Below are 15,763 nucleotides of genomic sequence, written 5' to 3'. Positions count from 1 at the left end.
CACTTGCGAACTCGTGAAAAACGTCGACGACAATTGGCCGACCGCCTGCGCCGCGTATACCGAGGTCATCGCCGTACGAGCGGCCGGGAATCGGTGGAAACGCCACACAACGCCGACCGAATAGACCCTTGCTCTTCACGTGGGAAACGGTTAGACGAAACACAGTCAGAACACGTGTCGTATAAACTCCGCGAACAAGGCAGAGAGTCGGCGCCCAGGTCCTGGGTCCTGCCGTCCAGGTGACGTGCGGCAGGCCGCACCCCCGCCCGCGCATCCGGCCCCCGCCTCTTTGACCCCGAGACTTCGAGAGCTGACAGCGCCGTCCGCCCCCGCCCTCGCGCCACCCTGCCTGTCGAATGAGAGGCGTTCCACCATGCCGCTGCATGTCCCCCCGGCTCCCGCGCCAGCACTGCGCACCATCCTCACGGCACTCGGTTCCCCCACCGCGGTCCGCGAGGCACGCACCCCGGCCCTGCGCACCGCCCAGGGACCCACCACCCCCGAACTCCCCCTGCCCGTGCACGTCCTGGACCGGATCACCCCTGCGGGCACCCCCACCACCCGGCTGACCGGGTGGCGCTTCCTGATCCGCTGCGGCGACCGCGCGGTGGCCGCGGCGGAGACCATGCTGACCCCCGACGGCTGGGCCTTCTCGCACTTCTTCGAAGGCCCCTACATCGCCTCCACCGAGCGCGCCCTGCGCCAGGCCGAGACCATGAAACAGCCCTACCAGGCCCGCCTCCTGTCCGTACCCGAGCTGTACATGCTCACGCTCTGGCTGCACGGCGACATCACCGCCGACGCCGCCGAGGGCCACCCCGCCGCGACCGACCTGCTCGTCCCGCTGGCGCCGGCCCCGCCCGGCATCGCCGCCCACCGTCCGCACCGGGTCGCCGAACTGCTCCCGGTCCTCACCCATCGGGTGACTCCGGCCCCACTGCTGAGTTCTCCCGCCTGAGCGCACACGGCACGGCACTCTCCGTATTCCCGCGTACCCCGCCGCCGAATTCCTGGCAGCGGGGTACGTCGCTCTTTCGCGCACCATTACGCTCGTACGAGCCATTAAGGGTTTGTGAGCCGCCCGGACTAGCCCTTTCCGGCCCCCAAGAACCACCCAAAGGGACAGCCCAGTCGGGCTGAACCGTCCGCCCGGGTGATGCGTCTTGAACCTGTGAGAAGCGGTGCGGCTAAATCCCTGCGGATTGACGCCCGTAGAGCAACACTGGTTTCGAACCGACTTTCCCAACGGGGGCGGCCATGAACAGTGCTTCGAGCCGCAGGACAGACACCACAGCCATCTCACACTCCACGACAGAGCGAAAGATCCCATCAATGTGCCAGCACCAGCCACCGTGCCCGACAGCCCACTCCACCGACCGGGAGTCCGCCCGACTGATGGCGCACCACCCGGAACAGGGGTGGAGCCTGCTGTGCAACGGCGTCCTCCTCTTCGAGGACACCGGTGAGCTACTGCCCGACGGCCAGATCATCGCCCCCCACCGCCCCGCGGGCGCCGGACCGGTGATGACGGCCGCCTGACGGCCACGCACGAAGGGCAGCCTCCCGACATCGAGAGGCGCGACCGCCCGGACAACTGAACAGACAAAGAGGGGCCGGCCCGCAGACACTCGCTGCGAACCGGCCCCGACGTGTGTCCGAGGGCGACTACTCCTCGTAAGCGTCCAGCGGCGGGCAGGAACAGACCAGGTTCCGGTCACCGAAGGCCTGGTCGATCCGGCGCACGGGCGGCCAGTACTTGTCGGCCGCCGAGACCCCGGCCGGGAAGACCGCCTCCTCGCGCGTGTAGGCGTGGGTCCACTCCCCACCGAGCGCGGCGGCGGTGTGCGGCGCGTTCCGCAGCGGGTTGTCGTCGGCCGGCCACTCGCCCGCGCCGACCTTCTCGATCTCCCCGCGAATGGCGATCATCGCGTCGCAGAACCGGTCCAGCTCGCCCAGGTCCTCGGACTCGGTCGGCTCGATCATCAGCGTCCCGGCCACCGGGAAGGACATCGTCGGCGCGTGGAAGCCGTAGTCGATGAGCCGCTTGGCGATGTCGTCGACGCTCACACCCGTCGCCTTGCTGATCGGCCGCAGATCGATGATGCACTCGTGCGCGACGAGCCCGCCGGGCCCGGTGTAGAGCACGGGGTAGTGCGGCTCCAGCCGCTTGGCGATGTAGTTGGCGCTCAGCACAGCCACCTGCGTGGCCCGCTTGAGCCCCTCGCCGCCCATCAGCCGGACGTACGCCCACGAGATCGGCAGAATGCCCGCCGACCCCCAGGGCGCCGCCGAGATCGGCCCCACGCCCGTCTCGGGCCCGGCAGCGGGCTGCAAGGGGTGGTTGGGGAGATAAGGCGCGAGGTGCTCCCGCACACCCACAGGCCCCACCCCAGGACCGCCACCGCCGTGCGGAATGCAGAACGTCTTGTGCAGATTCAGATGCGAGACGTCCCCGCCGAAGTGCCCCGGCTTGGCCAGCCCCACCAGCGCGTTGAGGTTGGCCCCGTCGACGTACACCTGCCCGCCGGCCTCGTGCACCCGGGCGCAGATGTCGGCGACATGCTCCTCGAACACGCCGTGCGTGGAGGGGTACGTGATCATCAGCACCGACAGCTCGTCGCGGTACTGCTCGATCTTCGCCCGCAGGTCCTCGACGTCGATCTCGCCGTCCCCGGCGGTCTTCACGACGACGACCTTCATCCCGGCCATGACGGCACTGGCCGCGTTGGTCCCGTGCGCCGACGACGGAATCAGGCAGACCGTCCGCTGCTCGTCGCCGTTGGCCCGGTGGTATCCGCGTACGGCCAGCAGCCCGGCCAGCTCGCCCTGCGAACCGGCGTTCGGCTGGAGCGACACCTTGTCGTACCCGGTGACCTCGGCGAGTTGCTCCTCCAGCTCACGGATGAGCGTCAGATAGCCCTGCGCCTGCTCGGCGGGCGCGAAGGGGTGCAGCTGACCGAACTCGGGCCAGGTGACCGGTTCCATCTCGGTGGTCGCGTTGAGCTTCATGGTGCAGGAGCCCAACGGGATCATGCCCCGGTCGAGCGCGTAGTCACGATCGGCGAGCCGGCGCAGGTAGCGCAGCATCGCGGTCTCGGAGCGGTACTGGTGGAAGACGGGGTGCGTGAGCACGTCGTCGGTGCGCAGCAGCCCGTCGGGCAGCGTGTCCTCGGCACCCGCGTCGAGCGCCTCGATGTCACCCTCGACCCCGAACGCGGTCCATACAGCGCCCAGGTGGCCCCGCGTGGTGGTCTCGTCGCAGGAGACGGACACCCGGTCCGCGTCGACGAGATGCAGGTTCACCCCGTGCTCACGAGCGGCGGCGGCGACCTCGCCGGCCTTCCCGGGCACCCGCACGGTGAGCGTGTCGAAGTAGGCCCCGTGCACGACCTCGACGCCGCCCGCGGTCAGCCCGGCGGCGAGGATCGTGGCGTACCGGTGGGTGCGCCGGGCGATGGTCCGCAGCCCGTCGGGCCCGTGGTGGACGGCGTACATGCCGGCCATCACAGCCAGCAGCACCTGGGCCGTACAGATGTTGCTGGTCGCCTTCTCGCGGCGGATGTGCTGCTCGCGCGTCTGGAGGGCGAGCCGGTACGCCTTGTGCCCGTCCGCGTCCACGGAGACACCCACGAGCCGCCCGGGCAGACTGCGCGCGAACTGCTCGCGTACGGCCATGTATCCGGCGTGCGGCCCGCCGAAGCCCATCGGCACCCCGAATCGCTGGGTCGTCCCGACCGCGATGTCCGCGCCCAGCTCACCGGGCGAGGTGAGCAGCGTCAGGGCCAGCAGATCGGCGGCGACGGTGACGACGGCACCGAGCCCGTGCGCCTGCTCCACGACCGGCTTCAGATCCCGTACGGCACCGGAGGCACCCGGGTACTGGAGCAGCACGCCGTTGATCTCGCGCCCCGCGATGTCGTCGGGGATACCCGCGCTCAGGTCGGCGACGACGACCTCGACACCGACCGGCTCGGCCCGGGTCTGAATGACCGCGACGGTCTGCGGCAGAGCGTCCGCGTCGACCAGGAAGAGCCCCTTCTTGTTCTTGCCCATGCGCCGGGACAGCGCCATCGCCTCGGCGGCCGCGGTGCCCTCGTCGAGCAGCGAGGCGCCCGAGGTGGGCAGCCCGGTGAGGTCGGCGACCATGGTCTGGAAGTTCAGCAGCGCTTCGAGGCGCCCCTGCGAGATCTCCGGCTGGTACGGCGTGTACGCGGTGTACCAGGCCGGGTTCTCCATCACGTTCCGCAGGATGACCGGCGGGGTGAAGGTCCCGTAGTACCCGAGCCCGATCATGGACCCGAACACCTGGTTCCGGTCGGCCAGCGACCGCAACTCGGCCAGCACCTCGGCCTCGGTACGGGCACCCGGCAGGTCCAGCGCGTCGGCGTTCCTGATCACATCCGGGACCGCGGCGGCCGTCAGCTCGTCGAGCGAGCCGTATCCGACCTGCGCGAGCATCTTGGCCCGGTCCTCGCGGTCGGGCCCGATGTGGCGCCGCTCGAAGGGCGTGCCCTGTTCGAGTACGGCGAGCGAAGTGCGTTGGGCGGTCATTACGGAGGCCTCCTGGTCGTTAGCGACCTTCGAGGGGCACCACGGCACGGGTGCCCGAACGGCCTCCCCCTCTGTCATCTCGACCTGAGAGCTTCACCGGGCCGCCAATGCGCTGACGTCCCGGTTTTCACCGTCGGTGAGGGCGGAGACCATGTCCTCCGCCCTGCTTTCCAGAGTGACCTCGTCCGTGCGGTACAGGGGCCTGAGAGATTCCGGGGAGGAGTTGCTCCTTCGGCGCCTCCGAGGTTCCGGAGGACTCTCCCGCACAGGGTCAGCAGCCATTGGTCAGCCTATCAGCGGCTCCACGCACAGACCTTCGAGTGGCCACCTGCCCCGTTGTGCTCTTTTGTAGTGCTTACGGATGAGTTGCGACCATACGGAGGGCCCGCCGTGCAGACCGACATCGATCCGCGCAACCTGATCGGCCGCAAGGCCTTCGACCGAAACGGCACCAAGATCGGCACGATCGACGAGATCTACCTCGACGACGCGACGGGTGTGCCGGAATGGGCGGCCATACGGACCGGGCTGTTCAGCAGGGACGCCTTCGTGCCGCTGGAACCCAGCGAACTGATCGACGGCACGCTGCGCGTCCCCTTCGAACGATCCCTGATCAAGGACGCCCCCGACTTCGGCGTGGGCCGCCATCTCTCCCCGGAACAGGAACTCCAGCTCTACCACCACTACGGCCTCGACGTGGCGCCCCCTCCTCCGTTCCCGGACCACGACTTCGGCAAGCTGGCGGGCACGGACGACACCTGATCCACCGGTCCCTCGTCCGGACCGTCGGGTCTTCGCGTCCCGGAGGACACCAGCGGCAGCGGATCCGCCGGCTCCAGCGCGGGATCGTCGGTCCGGAACGTCCGCACCCGCCCCGGCTGCTCCGAGTCCGGCGTCTCGAACCGCACGGTCACCCGTCCAAGGCCGCTCCCCTGCACCCATCCGTGCCCGAGATCGGCATGCCGTACGTCGTGCCCCGTGGTCCAGTGACGCTCGGCGGGCGCCTCCTGCTCCTCGGCGGCCTCGTGCTCCGCCTCCTCCGTCGGCTCCAGCGCCGCCAACTCCCCGGCGGCCTGGGCGAACAGATCTTCCTGCGTGAAGTCGGCGAGGCCGCTCACCCCGACCCCGAGCAGTCGCACTCCACCCGTCGTGTCCACGGACTCCAGCAGCCGGGCCGCCGCCTCCCGCACCACACCGGGGTCGTCCGTGGGCCCCCGGAGCGTCTCGGACCGGGTCAGCGTGGAGAAGTCGTACCGCCGCACCTTGAGGACGATGGTCCGCCCCGACAGCCCGGCCCCGCGCAGCCGCCGCACACACCGGTCCGCCAGCCGCTGCACCTCCGTCCCCACCCGGACCCGGTCATGGATGTCCACGTCGTACGTGTCCTCGACCGACACGGACTTGGTCTCCCGCTCGGCCACCACGGGCCGCTCGTCGTGCGCCAGCGCCATCGCGTACAGCCCGTGCCCGTGCGCCTTCCCCAGCAGCCGTACGAGTTCGTCCTCGCCCGCCTCGGCCAGCTCGTCGACGGTGCTGATGCCCGCCCGCCGCAGATGGTCGCCCGTCGTCGGCCCGACCCCGGGCAGGATCCGCACCGACATCGGCCCGAGCAGCGCCCGCTCGGTCCCGGGCTCGATCAGCACCAGGCCGTCCGGCTTGGCCTGCTCCGAGGCGATCTTCGCGAGCATCTTGGAGGCGGCGAGCCCCACCGATCCCGTGAGCCCCGTGACCGCCCGTATGTCAGCGCGCAGCTTCGCCCCCGCCAGCCGCGCCGACGCCTCGTCCCAGGCCGCTTCCCCGGCTTCCAGGTCCACGAACGCCTCGTCCAGGCTGAGCGGCTCCACCAGCGGCGACAGCGCCCGCAGCAGCGCCATGACCTGCTCGCTGATCGAACGGTAGAACCCGAACCTCGGCACGAGATACGCGGCGTTCGGCGCGAGTCGCCTCGCCTGGCCCATCGGCATCGCGGAGTGGACCCCGAACACCCGGGCCTCGTACGAACACGTCGCGACCACCCCGCGCGGCCCCAGCCCGCCCACGACCACGGCCTTCCCGCGCAGACTCGGCTTGGACGCCTGCTCCGCCGAGGCGAAGAAGGCATCCATGTCGAGATGCAGGATCGTGGGCGCGTTTCTCACATGTCCGATGCTGCCCTACGCCACTGACAATGCCCCGGAGCGCCGAGGCGGGGGCGGTCAGACCGCCCGGTTGCGCCGCCGCGCCAGCTCGTCCGCCGGGTTGTGCCCGACAAGCGTCTCGCCCGTGTCTACGCGCTCACCGTGCAGCTGCGAGAGAGCGCTTTCCACGTCCCGCCACACCACACCGACGGCGATACCGAAGATGCCCTGCCCGCCCTGGAGCAGTGCGTGCACCTCGTCGGGCGAGGTGCACTCGTAGACCGTCGCGCCGTCGCTCATCAGCGTCAGGCGCTCCAGATCTCGGAACTCGCACGCCCTCAGATGCTGGACCGCCGTACGGATGTTCTGCAACGAGACACCGGTGTCGAGAAAGCGCTTCACGACCTTCAGGACGACAACGTCCCGGAAGCTGTAGAGCCGCTGCGTCCCCGACCCATGAGCGGGCCGCACACTCGGCTCGACCAGCCCGGTGCGCGCCCAGTAGTCCAACTGGCGGTAAGTGATGCCGGCCGCCGCACACGCCGTCGGACCGCGGTAGCCGATCTCCTCGGACGCCATGGATGTGGCCCCTCCGCCGCCTGCTACAGCCGTCGGCCGCCGCGGAACGTGATCGGCCGCGCTGCCCTGAAGCGGGTACGGGCCGCTCTCCCCCAGACCGCGTCCGGGGGCACCCCCAGCCGTACCGTCGCCGCTGCTTCTCACGCCGACCTCCGTCCTTGACCTGCCTTCTCGACGGTAGGCAGTCACCAGGGGTGCGTCAACGATCGCCACACTCGGCACGCCGAGTGATAATCACCCTAGGAGTGGTTTCCCGTACCCCACCGCGGGGAAAGGCTAGCCGAATGCGCTCCGCATGGGCCGCACGACGCTCTCACACGCCGCTGGCAATTGCCATCATCCGTGACGCCACCAGGCAAAAGACAGGCTCCACCGACCATCAGGTCCGTGGAGCCGCCCGAGCCTCGTCAACCGTCGCCGTCAGGGCTCACTGACTGTTGGTCCCGAAGTCCTCGGGAGAGATCTGGTCGAGGAACTCGCGGAACTTCTCCACCTCGTCCTCCTGCTCGTCCGGAATCGCGATCCCGGCGTCGTCGAGCACTCCGTCGCTGCCGTAGATCGGCGTCCCGGTACGCAGCGCCAGCGCTATGGCGTCGGATGGGCGCGCGCTCACCTCGACCCCGCTGGCGAACACCAGTTCCGCGTAGAAGACACCCTCGCGCAGGTCCGTGATGCGCACTTCGGTGAGCTCCTGGCCGACGGCCTCCAGCACGTCCTTGAACAGGTCGTGCGTCAGCGGTCGTGCGGGGGCCATGCCCTGCTGGGCGAAGGCGATCGCCGTCGCCTCCCCCGGTCCGATCCAGATGGGGAGGTAGCGGTCGCCTCCCACTTCCCGCAGAAGCACGATCGGTTGGTTGGAGGGCATTTCGACCCGGACACCTACGACATCGAGCTCGTTCACACAGCAACCCTAGGCCGTGCCCGGGACGTTTGGGTAGTCGGGCACGGAACGGGGGGCCGATCCGCCCTCCGGCGGCCCTTTCCGCTCAGGGCTGCCGCACTCCCAGCGCGATCCGCACCAGGGCCGCGTGCAGCTTCACCGTGAGCCCCGCCAGTTCCTTGCTGCGGGCCTCCGCGAGGGCCCTGGTCTGCGGATTGCGGTGGAGCCTGAGCGGGGCCACCACCTGGTCGACCAGGCCGGCCTCACGGTCGGCGGCGGCCTTCATCACCCGCAGATGTCGTGGCTCGATCCCGAACCGCCCCAGCTCGGCGACGAGCGCGGCGACGGTGACCGTCTCCGCGTCGTACGCCCCGTCGGGCAGCGGCCCGACCAGCCCGTACGACTGCCACTCCTCGAGTTCCTCGTCACCGATCCCGGCGGCGGCGAGCAGCTCGGCCCGGCCGATCCGGACGGCTGTGGGCCCCTCGGGCTCCAGACTCGGCTCACCGTCCCGCTGACGGCCCACGGAGGGGAGCGACACGGCCTCCCCGCGCTCCATGGCGTCCAGGTACTCCCTGATCACCTTGAGGGGCAGGTAGTGGTCCCGTTGCATTCTCAGGACGTGGCCGAGGCGCTCGACGTCCTCCGGGCTGAACTTGCGGTACCCCGAAGGGGTCCGCTGCGGCTCGATGAGTCCCTCCGACTCCAGAAAACGGATCTTGGAGATGGTGACTTCGGGGAACTCGTCGCGCAGCACGTTCAGCACTGTGCCGATGCTCATCAGCCCACTGTCCGCGGCGGCGATGCCGTGGCCGGCACCGCCGCTCGGTGTTTGAAGCATGGACCTTCCCTGGGGTCCCTCCGGACTCGGTCCGGAGGAGGGTCAGTAGCCCCGCTGGCTCGCGTAGAACACCAGCCGGTACTTGCCGATCTGCACCTCGTCGCCGTTGTTCAGACCGACCTGGTCGATCCGCTCACGGTTGACGTACGTGCCGTTGAGGCTGCCCACGTCGGCGACGGTGAACAGGCCGTCCTGACCTCGGCGGAACTCCACATGACGACGGGACACGGTCACGTCGTCCAGGAAGATGTCGCTCTGCGGATGACGCCCGGCCGTGGTCAGCTCACCGTCCAGCAGGAAGCGGCTGCCCGAGTTCGGGCCACGGCGCACCACCAGGAGCGCCGAGCCGAGCGGCAGGGCGTCCACCGCGGCCTGCGCCTCGGGCGAGAGCATCGGCATCTGCGTCTGCCCGGTGACCTCGGCGTCGTACGCCTCGATACCGGAGATGGAGATCGTGGACGTCGTCTCCGACGGACGCTCGGGGGTGACTCCGGCCCGCAGGGGCGCACCGCAGTTGGAGCAGAAGCGGCTGTTCTCCGCGTTGCGGTTACCGCACCTCGTACACACAAGGGCCGACATCGACGGATCCTCCTGCCGCGGCTGCCCCGCCGGGGCATTGGACGCATATGGGTCGGAGGAAAACTCTCCACCCGTACTTGAGGTTGACGGTTCCCCGAAACCTATGCGCCCGGACTGGGCAGGGTCAACAGACGGCGCGCCCTGACCTCCCGGAACGTCACCGCCCGGACCGCCGACCTGGTCCCGGAACAGAGGGCGCTGACCCTCCGCGTCGGGCTGTGCGCGATGGCGGGCGGTCGCGTTGTCGCTGCCCTCTCGCGCGCTCTTGCCGAACAACTTCGCAAACAACTTCACGGGCGATTCCCCTTGACCGAAACAGACCCGCCCGTGGGGCAGGACGAACCCTGACTGCACCTACCGGTCGACCCGGACATCCTCACAACGTCCGTCTCCACCTGACAGTTTCCACCACGCACCACCCATTCGGTGCGCCGACCCCCCGCAACCTCATGCCCTCCCCGGACAGCCCCCATGCACCCCCGGTTCACTGGGAGGACGACCGAGCGTAGTCAGGCTGCTTCGCCGCTCGCAAGGCGTCCACGACGATCTTGTCCGCCCGCTCCACGGTAACGGTGGCCTGCTCCTTCTCCAGGGTCTGCACCACACCCCCGGGGATGTTGAGCGCCGGTTCGAGGTCCTGCGGCTTGCCGATGACCTTGAAACGATAGGGAGCGTCGATCTTGTTCCCGTCGACGCTCACTCCCCCGCCGTCCTCGTCCGCCAGAAAGGTTCCCGCGACGACCCGTACACCGTTGACCTGGATGGCCTCGGCACCGGCCGCACGCAACTCCTGGATCGCGTCGAGCAGCATGTCGGCTTCGACCGTTCCCTTCGTGTCCTCGATCGTCAGCGTGATCCCGGGCCCCTGCGCGGCCACCGTGCCCGCGAGGATGCCCAGTTGCCGCTCCTTCTCGACCGTCTGCTTACGGGCCTCCTCAGCTTGGTCCGAGCTGTTCTCCAACTCGGTCCGCTGATCTTCGAGACCCTGCTTCTCGTCCTCAAGACGCTGAGTACGGTCATCCAGTTCATCGAGAATGCGTACAAGATCTTCCTGACGCGCACCGCGCAGCGCCCCGTCACTGTCACTGGTGGACGCGACCTGGACCGCGAGCCCGAATCCGAGCCCGAACAGCAGCAGGGCGACGATGAGTTGGGCCCGGGTCACCCGCAGCGGCCAGAGCCCGTTCACCAGCCGCTGACGGCCGGTCAGGGACGGTCCCGGCGCCTCGTCGGGCTTCACGTCCACGGTCTGCGCGTCCGAGTCCGCCGTGGGCGGGGGAGAGACCTCCTCGGGCAGCTCCTCGCGCAACCGGTTCTCGCCCGGGTCGGCCTGCTTGTCGCTCGCGCCGCTCTTGTCGTTGTCGCTCATCGGCGTCAGGCCCGGAAGACGTGTCGGCGGATCGCCGCGGCATTGGAGAAGATGCGGATACCGAGGACCACGACGACACCGGTGGACAACTGGGCACCGACGCCCAGCTTGTCGCCCAGGAAGACGATCAGCGCGGCCACGACGACGTTCGACAGGAACGACACCACGAAGACCTTGTCGTCGAAGATGCCGTCGAGCATGGCCCGCAGACCGCCGAACACGGCATCCAGAGCCGCGACGACAGCGATGGGAAGGTAAGGCTCGACGACCGCCGGAACCTCGGGCCGGACCAACAATCCAGCCACGACTCCCACGACGAGGCCCAGTACCGCGATCACGATGTGCCCTTCTCTGTCTCTGTACTCGGTGTCTCTGTACTCGGTTGTGCTGTTCGTACGATCACACTCGGTGCGGCAGGCAGCCGGAGGTCGCTCTCCACGGAGATGCTGGTCCGGATCTCGAAGTTCTCCTGCAACGCGGCCAGATACAGTCCGTCGGCGCTGTCCTGGAACCTGCTGCTCAGCCGCTTGCCGTCCCCCACCGCGAGCACCGTGTACGGCGGCACGAGCGGCTTGTTGTCGACCAGTATCGCGTCTCCCGCGGCCCGGATCGCCGACAGAGCCGTCAGCCGCTGCCCGTTGATCGCGATGGCCTCGGCGCCCGACTGCCACAGCCCGTTGACGACCCGCTGCATGTCCCGGTCGCGCACCCGCCCGGTGTCGGAGAACCCGGAGGTCTCCCGCGCGTCCCCGCCGGCGTCGCTGCTGGCTTCCTTGGCGTCGTCGACGACGAGCTTCACACCCGGCCCGTGCACCTCGGTCGCACCCGACAAGATGCCTACCAGGTCGGCCTGTTCACTGCCGCCGCCCGACTTCAGCGCCGCACGCTGACGCGCGCCGACATCGTCGCGCAGCTGGTCGACCGATTCCTCCAGCTTGTCGGCCGCCTCCGTCTCGCGGTCGATGCGGTCGATCAGTTCCTCGCGCTCCTTGGCGATCGCGGGCGCCGCCACCCGCGCCTGCGCGGCTCCCACGGTCACCACGAGAGCGGCGAGCACCAGCCCGGCGGCCAGGCCCAGCTTCGCCCTGAGCGGCTTCGGCAGACCACCGTCGCCCGCGGCCTTCTTCCGCTCGGCCGCCTCGGCATACCCCTCGTCGAGGCTGTGGTCCATGACGTTGGTGAGCAGCGACATGGACGCGTCCGGGCGGGAACGGCTCGTGGGGTTGCTCCGAACGGGGGGCTGCTGCGGCATGCCGCACATCGTCCCACGTCGCGACCACTGCCTCCGAACGGCCCCACCGGCGTGCCGGACAGGCCCCATTGGGGGCTCCTGTCCGGCACGCGCGCGTGGACCTCGATTCAGCGACCGGCGCCGTCCACAACGGTGGCCCACTCGTCGAGCAGCGCCTGAGCGGAGGCGTCGTCAGGCCCTTCGGCCCACAAATGCGTGACGGCTTCCGCCGGGTCGGGCAGAACCATCACCCACCGCCCGTCGGTCTCGACCACTCGCACCCCGTCGGTCGTGTCGACGAACCGCTCTCCGGCCGCCTCGACAACCCGCCGCATGACAAGTCCCTTGACGGCCCAGGGAGTCGCCAGATCCCGCTTCAGGACATGCGCCCGCGGAATCCTGGCATCGATCTGGCTGAGCGTGAGCTGCGTCCGCGCGACCAGCCCGATAAGCCGTACGAAGGCTGCCGATCCGTCGAACACACTGCTGAACTCCGGCACGATGAACCCACCGCGCCCGTCCCCGCCGAAGATGGTCGACTCATCGCGCCCGACCCGGGTCAGATCGTCGGGCGACGTGGTCGTCCACTCGACCTGGGTCCCGTGATAGGCGGCCACCTGCTCGGCGATACGGGTAGTGGTCACCGGCAGCGCCACCCGCCCACTACGGCGTTCTGCGGCCACCAGATCCAGCATGACGAGCAGCGCCCGGTCGTCCTCGATGATCCGCCCCTTCTCGTCGACGAGCGAAAGCCGCTCACCCACGGGGTCGAATCGCACTCCGAAGGCGGCCCGCGCCGACGCCACGATCTCCCCGAGCCGCACCATCCCGGACCGCCGGGTGTCCGCGGACTCCGTCGGCCTGGACTCGTCGAGACCGGGATTGATGGTCAGCGAATCGACACCGAGCTTCCCGAGCAGACTGGGCAGCACAAGCCCCGCACTGCCGTTGGACGCGTCGACGACAACCTTGAGCCCGGACTCGGCGATCCCGGTCGTATCGACATTCCGCAGCAACGACCCGGTGTACGAGTCGAACACACTGGCCGGGAAATGCAGATCCCCGATCTCCCCGGGGAACGCCCGCCGGTATTCCTGCCGCGCGAACACCCGGTCGAGCTTCCGCTGACTGGCCTGCGAAAGGTCGGCACCCTGCCCGTCGAAGAACATGATGTCGACGGAATCAGGCACCCCGGGCGTAGTCCGGATCATGATCCCGCCGGCACTCCCGCGAGCGGTCTGCTGCCGCGCCACCGGCAGCGGTACGTTCTCCAGGTCCCGTACGTCGATGGCGCTGGCCTGGAGTGCGGAGATGACGGCCCGTTTCAGCGCACGGGCACCACGGGAGTGGTCGCGGGCGGTGGTGACGGTGGACCCCTTCTTCAAAGTGGTCGCGTAGGCACCCGCCAGTCTCACCGCCAGCTCGGGCGTGATCTCCACGTTGAGGATTCCGGAGACTCCACGGGCGCCGAAGAGATGCGCCTGTCCCCTGGATTCCCAGATCACCGAGGTGTTGACGAAGGCGCCGGCCTCGATCGTCTTGAACGGGTAAACGCGCACGTTCCCCTGGATGATCGATTCTTCACCGACGAGACACTCGTCGCCGATGACCGCCCCGTCCTCGATCCGAGCCGCGCGCATGATGTCGGTGTTCTTCCCGATCACACAGCCGCGCAGATTGCAGTGCTGGCCGATGTACACGTTGTCATGCACCACGGCCTTGTGCAGAAAGGCCCCGCTCTTCACGACGACGTTCGAGCCGACAACGGTGTGCTCGCGGATTTCCACGCCGGCCTCGACCTTGGCGTAGTCCCCGATATAGAGGGGCCCTCGGAGCACGGCATCGGGATGCACCTCGGCACCCTCCGCGACCCACACTCCGGGCGAGATCTCGAAGCCGTCCAGTTCGACGTCGACCTTGCCCTCCAGGACGTCGGCCTGCGCCTTCACATAGCTCTCGTGCGTACCGACGTCCTCCCAGTAGCCCTCGGCGATGTAGCCGTAGACCAGCCGCCCTTCCTTCATCAGCTGGGGGAAGACATCACCGGACCAGTCGACGGAGACATCGGCCTCGACGTAGTCGAAGACCTCGGGCTCCATGACGTAGATACCGGTGTTCACGGTGTCGGAGAAGACCTGTCCCCAGGTCGGCTTCTCGAGGAAGCGCTCGACCTTGCCCTCCTCGTCGACGATGGTGATACCGAATTCCAGTGGATTCGGCACCCTCGTCAGGCAGACAGTGACGAGCGCACCCTTTTCCTTGTGGAAATTGATCAGCTCGGTGAGGTCGAAGTCGGTCAGGGCATCACCGGAGATGACAAGGAAAGTGTCATCCTTCAACGCCTCTTCGGCGTTCTTGACGCTTCCGGCGGTACCGAGTGGCTTCTCCTCATTGGCATAGGTCAGCTCCATCCCGAGCTCCTCGCCGTCACCGAAGTAGTTCTTGACGAGTGAGGCGAGGAACTGGACAGTAACGACTGTCTCGTTGAGCCCATGCCTTTTGAGCAGCCGAAGCACATGCTCCATGATCGGCCGATTGGCCACTGGCAGGAGCGGCTTGGGCATGCTTGAGGTCATTGGACGAAGGCGTGTGCCTTCGCCTCCGGCCATCACGACGGCCTTCATGTCGGAAGCGTCCTCCTTGAAGAGACGACGGTCTAGCCGACTTCACCCGTCCAGATTGTCCCGCACTTTGCCGACGCGGGCCATCGAGCCACTACAGCTGCCCAACCGGCGAGCTCAATCGGCCATGGCGTCCGCACGAACCAGTCGGCGGACTTGTACCACGTAGAGGACTCCTGCCCACCAGTAGAGCGTTGTACCCCATCCTGCGAACGCCCATCCGAAAATAGCAGCGAGTGACGAGAGCCACCCACTTCCGTCACTGAGCAGAAGCAACGGGAAGGCATACATCAAGTTGAAGGTAGCGGCCTTCCCCAGGAAGTTCACCTGCGGCGGCGGATACCCGTGACGCCTGAGGATACCCACCATCACCAACAGAACCAGCTCTCGCGCCAGCAGTGCAGCGGTCAACCAGATCGGCAGAATCTCGCGCCAGGTCAGACCGACCAGAGTCGAGAGAATGTAGAGCCGGTCGGCCGCGGGATCGAGGAGCCGGCCAAGACTGCTGATCTGGTTCCAGCGCCGTGCGAGCTTGCCGTCCAGATAGTCACTGACCCCGCTCAGCATCAGTACGAGGAGCGCCCAGCCGTCGCTCTTCGGACCACCGAACTCGGGTCGAAGGATCAGCCACAGAAAGACGGGCACACCGACAAGGCGCGCCATGCTGAGGATGTTCGGGATGGTGAGGACCCGGTCTGTCTGGACGCGGGTCTCCTGGACCTCCACCCGGGGGCCTCCTGTGGGAAATGAGCCAACGATGCCCCCTGACCCTACCTCAACGCAAAAAAGCTCCGGCTCTCGGGCAGTGTGCCCAAGAGCCGGAGCTATAAAAGGAGTTCGGCGGTGTCCTACTCTCCCACAGGGTCCCCCCTGCAGTACCATCGGCGCTGTAAGGCTTAGCTTCCGGGTTCGGAATGTAACCGGGCGTTTCCCTCACGCTATGACCACCGAAACACGGTGAAACACATCAACCGCACCATCACCCGTGACCTGGG

Annotated in this window: 14 protein-coding genes, 1 rRNA gene and 1 riboswitch; of the genes, 3 read left to right on the top strand and 12 right to left on the bottom strand. The window is 68.2% G+C overall.

The features are described from left to right. The first annotated feature begins 373 nt into the window (after positions 1-373). Both OG787_RS41665 and OG787_RS41660 read left to right on the top strand, forming a co-directional pair. On the top strand, positions 374-958 hold the full coding sequence (locus tag OG787_RS41665) for a hypothetical protein (protein ID WP_369037514.1): 585 nt from the start codon (positions 374-376) through the stop codon (positions 956-958). 374 nt (positions 959-1,332) lie between these two features. Continuing rightward, complete coding sequence (locus tag OG787_RS41660) at positions 1,333-1,539, top strand: DUF5999 family protein (RefSeq protein ID WP_369037515.1); 207 nt, start codon at positions 1,333-1,335, stop codon at positions 1,537-1,539. A gap of 126 nt (positions 1,540-1,665) precedes the next feature. On the opposite strand, the gene gcvP is transcribed toward OG787_RS41660, so the two are convergent. Then, positions 1,666-4,551 carry an aminomethyl-transferring glycine dehydrogenase gene (gene gcvP / locus OG787_RS41655; RefSeq protein ID WP_405538754.1) on the bottom strand — a complete coding sequence of 962 codons (2,886 nt, stop codon included), beginning with the start codon at positions 4,549-4,551 and terminating at the stop codon, positions 1,666-1,668. 180 nt (positions 4,552-4,731) lie between these two features. Beyond that, positions 4,732-4,825, bottom strand: a riboswitch (glycine riboswitch). A 116-nt stretch (positions 4,826-4,941) separates the two neighbouring features. Here gcvP and OG787_RS41650 point away from each other — a divergent pair. Next, a complete protein-coding gene (locus OG787_RS41650) occupies positions 4,942-5,313 on the top strand; it encodes a PRC-barrel domain-containing protein (protein WP_369037517.1) in 372 nt (123 codons plus the stop codon). Here the strand turns inward: OG787_RS41650 and OG787_RS41645 are convergent. The 11 genes from OG787_RS41645 to rrf all read right to left on the bottom strand — a co-directional run bounded on the left by OG787_RS41645 (position 5,235) and on the right by rrf (position 15,720). Beyond that, entirely contained in the window at positions 5,235-6,689 is a 1,455-nt protein-coding gene (locus OG787_RS41645; RefSeq protein ID WP_369037518.1) for a DNA polymerase IV, read from the bottom strand. The two genes, OG787_RS41650 and OG787_RS41645, sit on opposite strands and share 79 nt — an antisense overlap. 57 nt (positions 6,690-6,746) lie before the next feature. After that, positions 6,747-7,391 (bottom strand): MerR family transcriptional regulator, encoded by a 645-nt coding sequence (locus OG787_RS41640; protein WP_369037519.1) that lies wholly within the window; start codon positions 7,389-7,391, stop codon positions 6,747-6,749. A gap of 283 nt (positions 7,392-7,674) precedes the next feature. After that, a complete protein-coding gene (locus OG787_RS41635; protein WP_006123076.1) occupies positions 7,675-8,148 on the bottom strand; it encodes a bifunctional nuclease family protein in 474 nt (157 codons plus the stop codon). Positions 8,149-8,233: 85 nt separating this feature from the next. Then, positions 8,234-8,968 carry a MerR family transcriptional regulator gene (locus OG787_RS41630; protein ID WP_369037520.1) on the bottom strand — a complete coding sequence of 245 codons (735 nt, stop codon included), beginning with the start codon at positions 8,966-8,968 and terminating at the stop codon, positions 8,234-8,236. A gap of 42 nt (positions 8,969-9,010) precedes the next feature. Then, a complete protein-coding gene (locus OG787_RS41625) occupies positions 9,011-9,901 on the bottom strand; it encodes an FHA domain-containing protein (RefSeq protein ID WP_389361292.1) in 891 nt (296 codons plus the stop codon). Between the two features lie 130 nt (positions 9,902-10,031). After that, positions 10,032-10,916, bottom strand: coding sequence for a DUF881 domain-containing protein (locus tag OG787_RS41620; RefSeq protein ID WP_405538752.1), 885 nt, complete (start codon positions 10,914-10,916; stop codon positions 10,032-10,034). Between the two features lie 5 nt (positions 10,917-10,921). Next, a complete protein-coding gene (locus tag OG787_RS41615; protein ID WP_003988855.1) occupies positions 10,922-11,254 on the bottom strand; it encodes a small basic family protein in 333 nt (110 codons plus the stop codon). Next, positions 11,251-12,177 carry a DUF881 domain-containing protein gene (locus OG787_RS41610; RefSeq protein WP_405538750.1) on the bottom strand — a complete coding sequence of 309 codons (927 nt, stop codon included), beginning with the start codon at positions 12,175-12,177 and terminating at the stop codon, positions 11,251-11,253. The genes OG787_RS41615 and OG787_RS41610 overlap by 4 nt, the downstream gene beginning before the upstream one ends. Before the next feature lie 98 nt (positions 12,178-12,275). Then, a complete protein-coding gene (locus OG787_RS41605; RefSeq protein WP_369037524.1) occupies positions 12,276-14,771 on the bottom strand; it encodes a sugar phosphate nucleotidyltransferase in 2,496 nt (831 codons plus the stop codon). A 114-nt stretch (positions 14,772-14,885) separates the two neighbouring features. Then, positions 14,886-15,494, bottom strand: a complete 609-nt coding sequence (locus tag OG787_RS41600) for a CDP-alcohol phosphatidyltransferase family protein (RefSeq protein WP_369037525.1) — start codon at positions 15,492-15,494, stop codon at positions 14,886-14,888. A gap of 109 nt (positions 15,495-15,603) precedes the next feature. Further along, positions 15,604-15,720 (bottom strand): 5S ribosomal RNA (gene rrf / locus OG787_RS41595). Positions 15,721-15,763: the final 43 nt, after the last annotated feature.

The sequence above is a fragment of the Streptomyces sp. NBC_00075 genome (assembly GCF_045041225.1).
GTDB classification, from domain to species: domain Bacteria; phylum Actinomycetota; class Actinomycetes; order Streptomycetales; family Streptomycetaceae; genus Streptomyces; species Streptomyces adonidis.
The sequence above is the reverse complement of the archived record's forward strand: the minus strand, read 5'-3'. Positions and strand labels throughout refer to the sequence as shown.

Bases quoted from the DNA above. Each gene is read 5' to 3' on its own strand.
- OG787_RS41610 (WP_405538750.1), bottom strand. From the start codon at position 12,177: ATGTGCGGCATGCCGCAGCAGCCCCCCGTTCGGAGCAACCCCACGAGC.
- OG787_RS41660 (WP_369037515.1), top strand. From the start codon at position 1,333: ATGTGCCAGCACCAGCCACCGTGCCCGACAGCCCACTCCACCGACCGG.
- OG787_RS41605 (WP_369037524.1), bottom strand. From the start codon at position 14,771: ATGAAGGCCGTCGTGATGGCCGGAGGCGAAGGCACACGCCTTCGTCCA.
- gcvP (WP_405538754.1), bottom strand. From the start codon at position 4,551: ATGACCGCCCAACGCACTTCGCTCGCCGTACTCGAACAGGGCACGCCC.
- OG787_RS41630 (WP_369037520.1), bottom strand. From the start codon at position 8,968: ATGCTTCAAACACCGAGCGGCGGTGCCGGCCACGGCATCGCCGCCGCG.
- OG787_RS41665 (WP_369037514.1), top strand. From the start codon at position 374: ATGCCGCTGCATGTCCCCCCGGCTCCCGCGCCAGCACTGCGCACCATC.
- OG787_RS41620 (WP_405538752.1), bottom strand. From the start codon at position 10,916: ATGAGCGACAACGACAAGAGCGGCGCGAGCGACAAGCAGGCCGACCCG.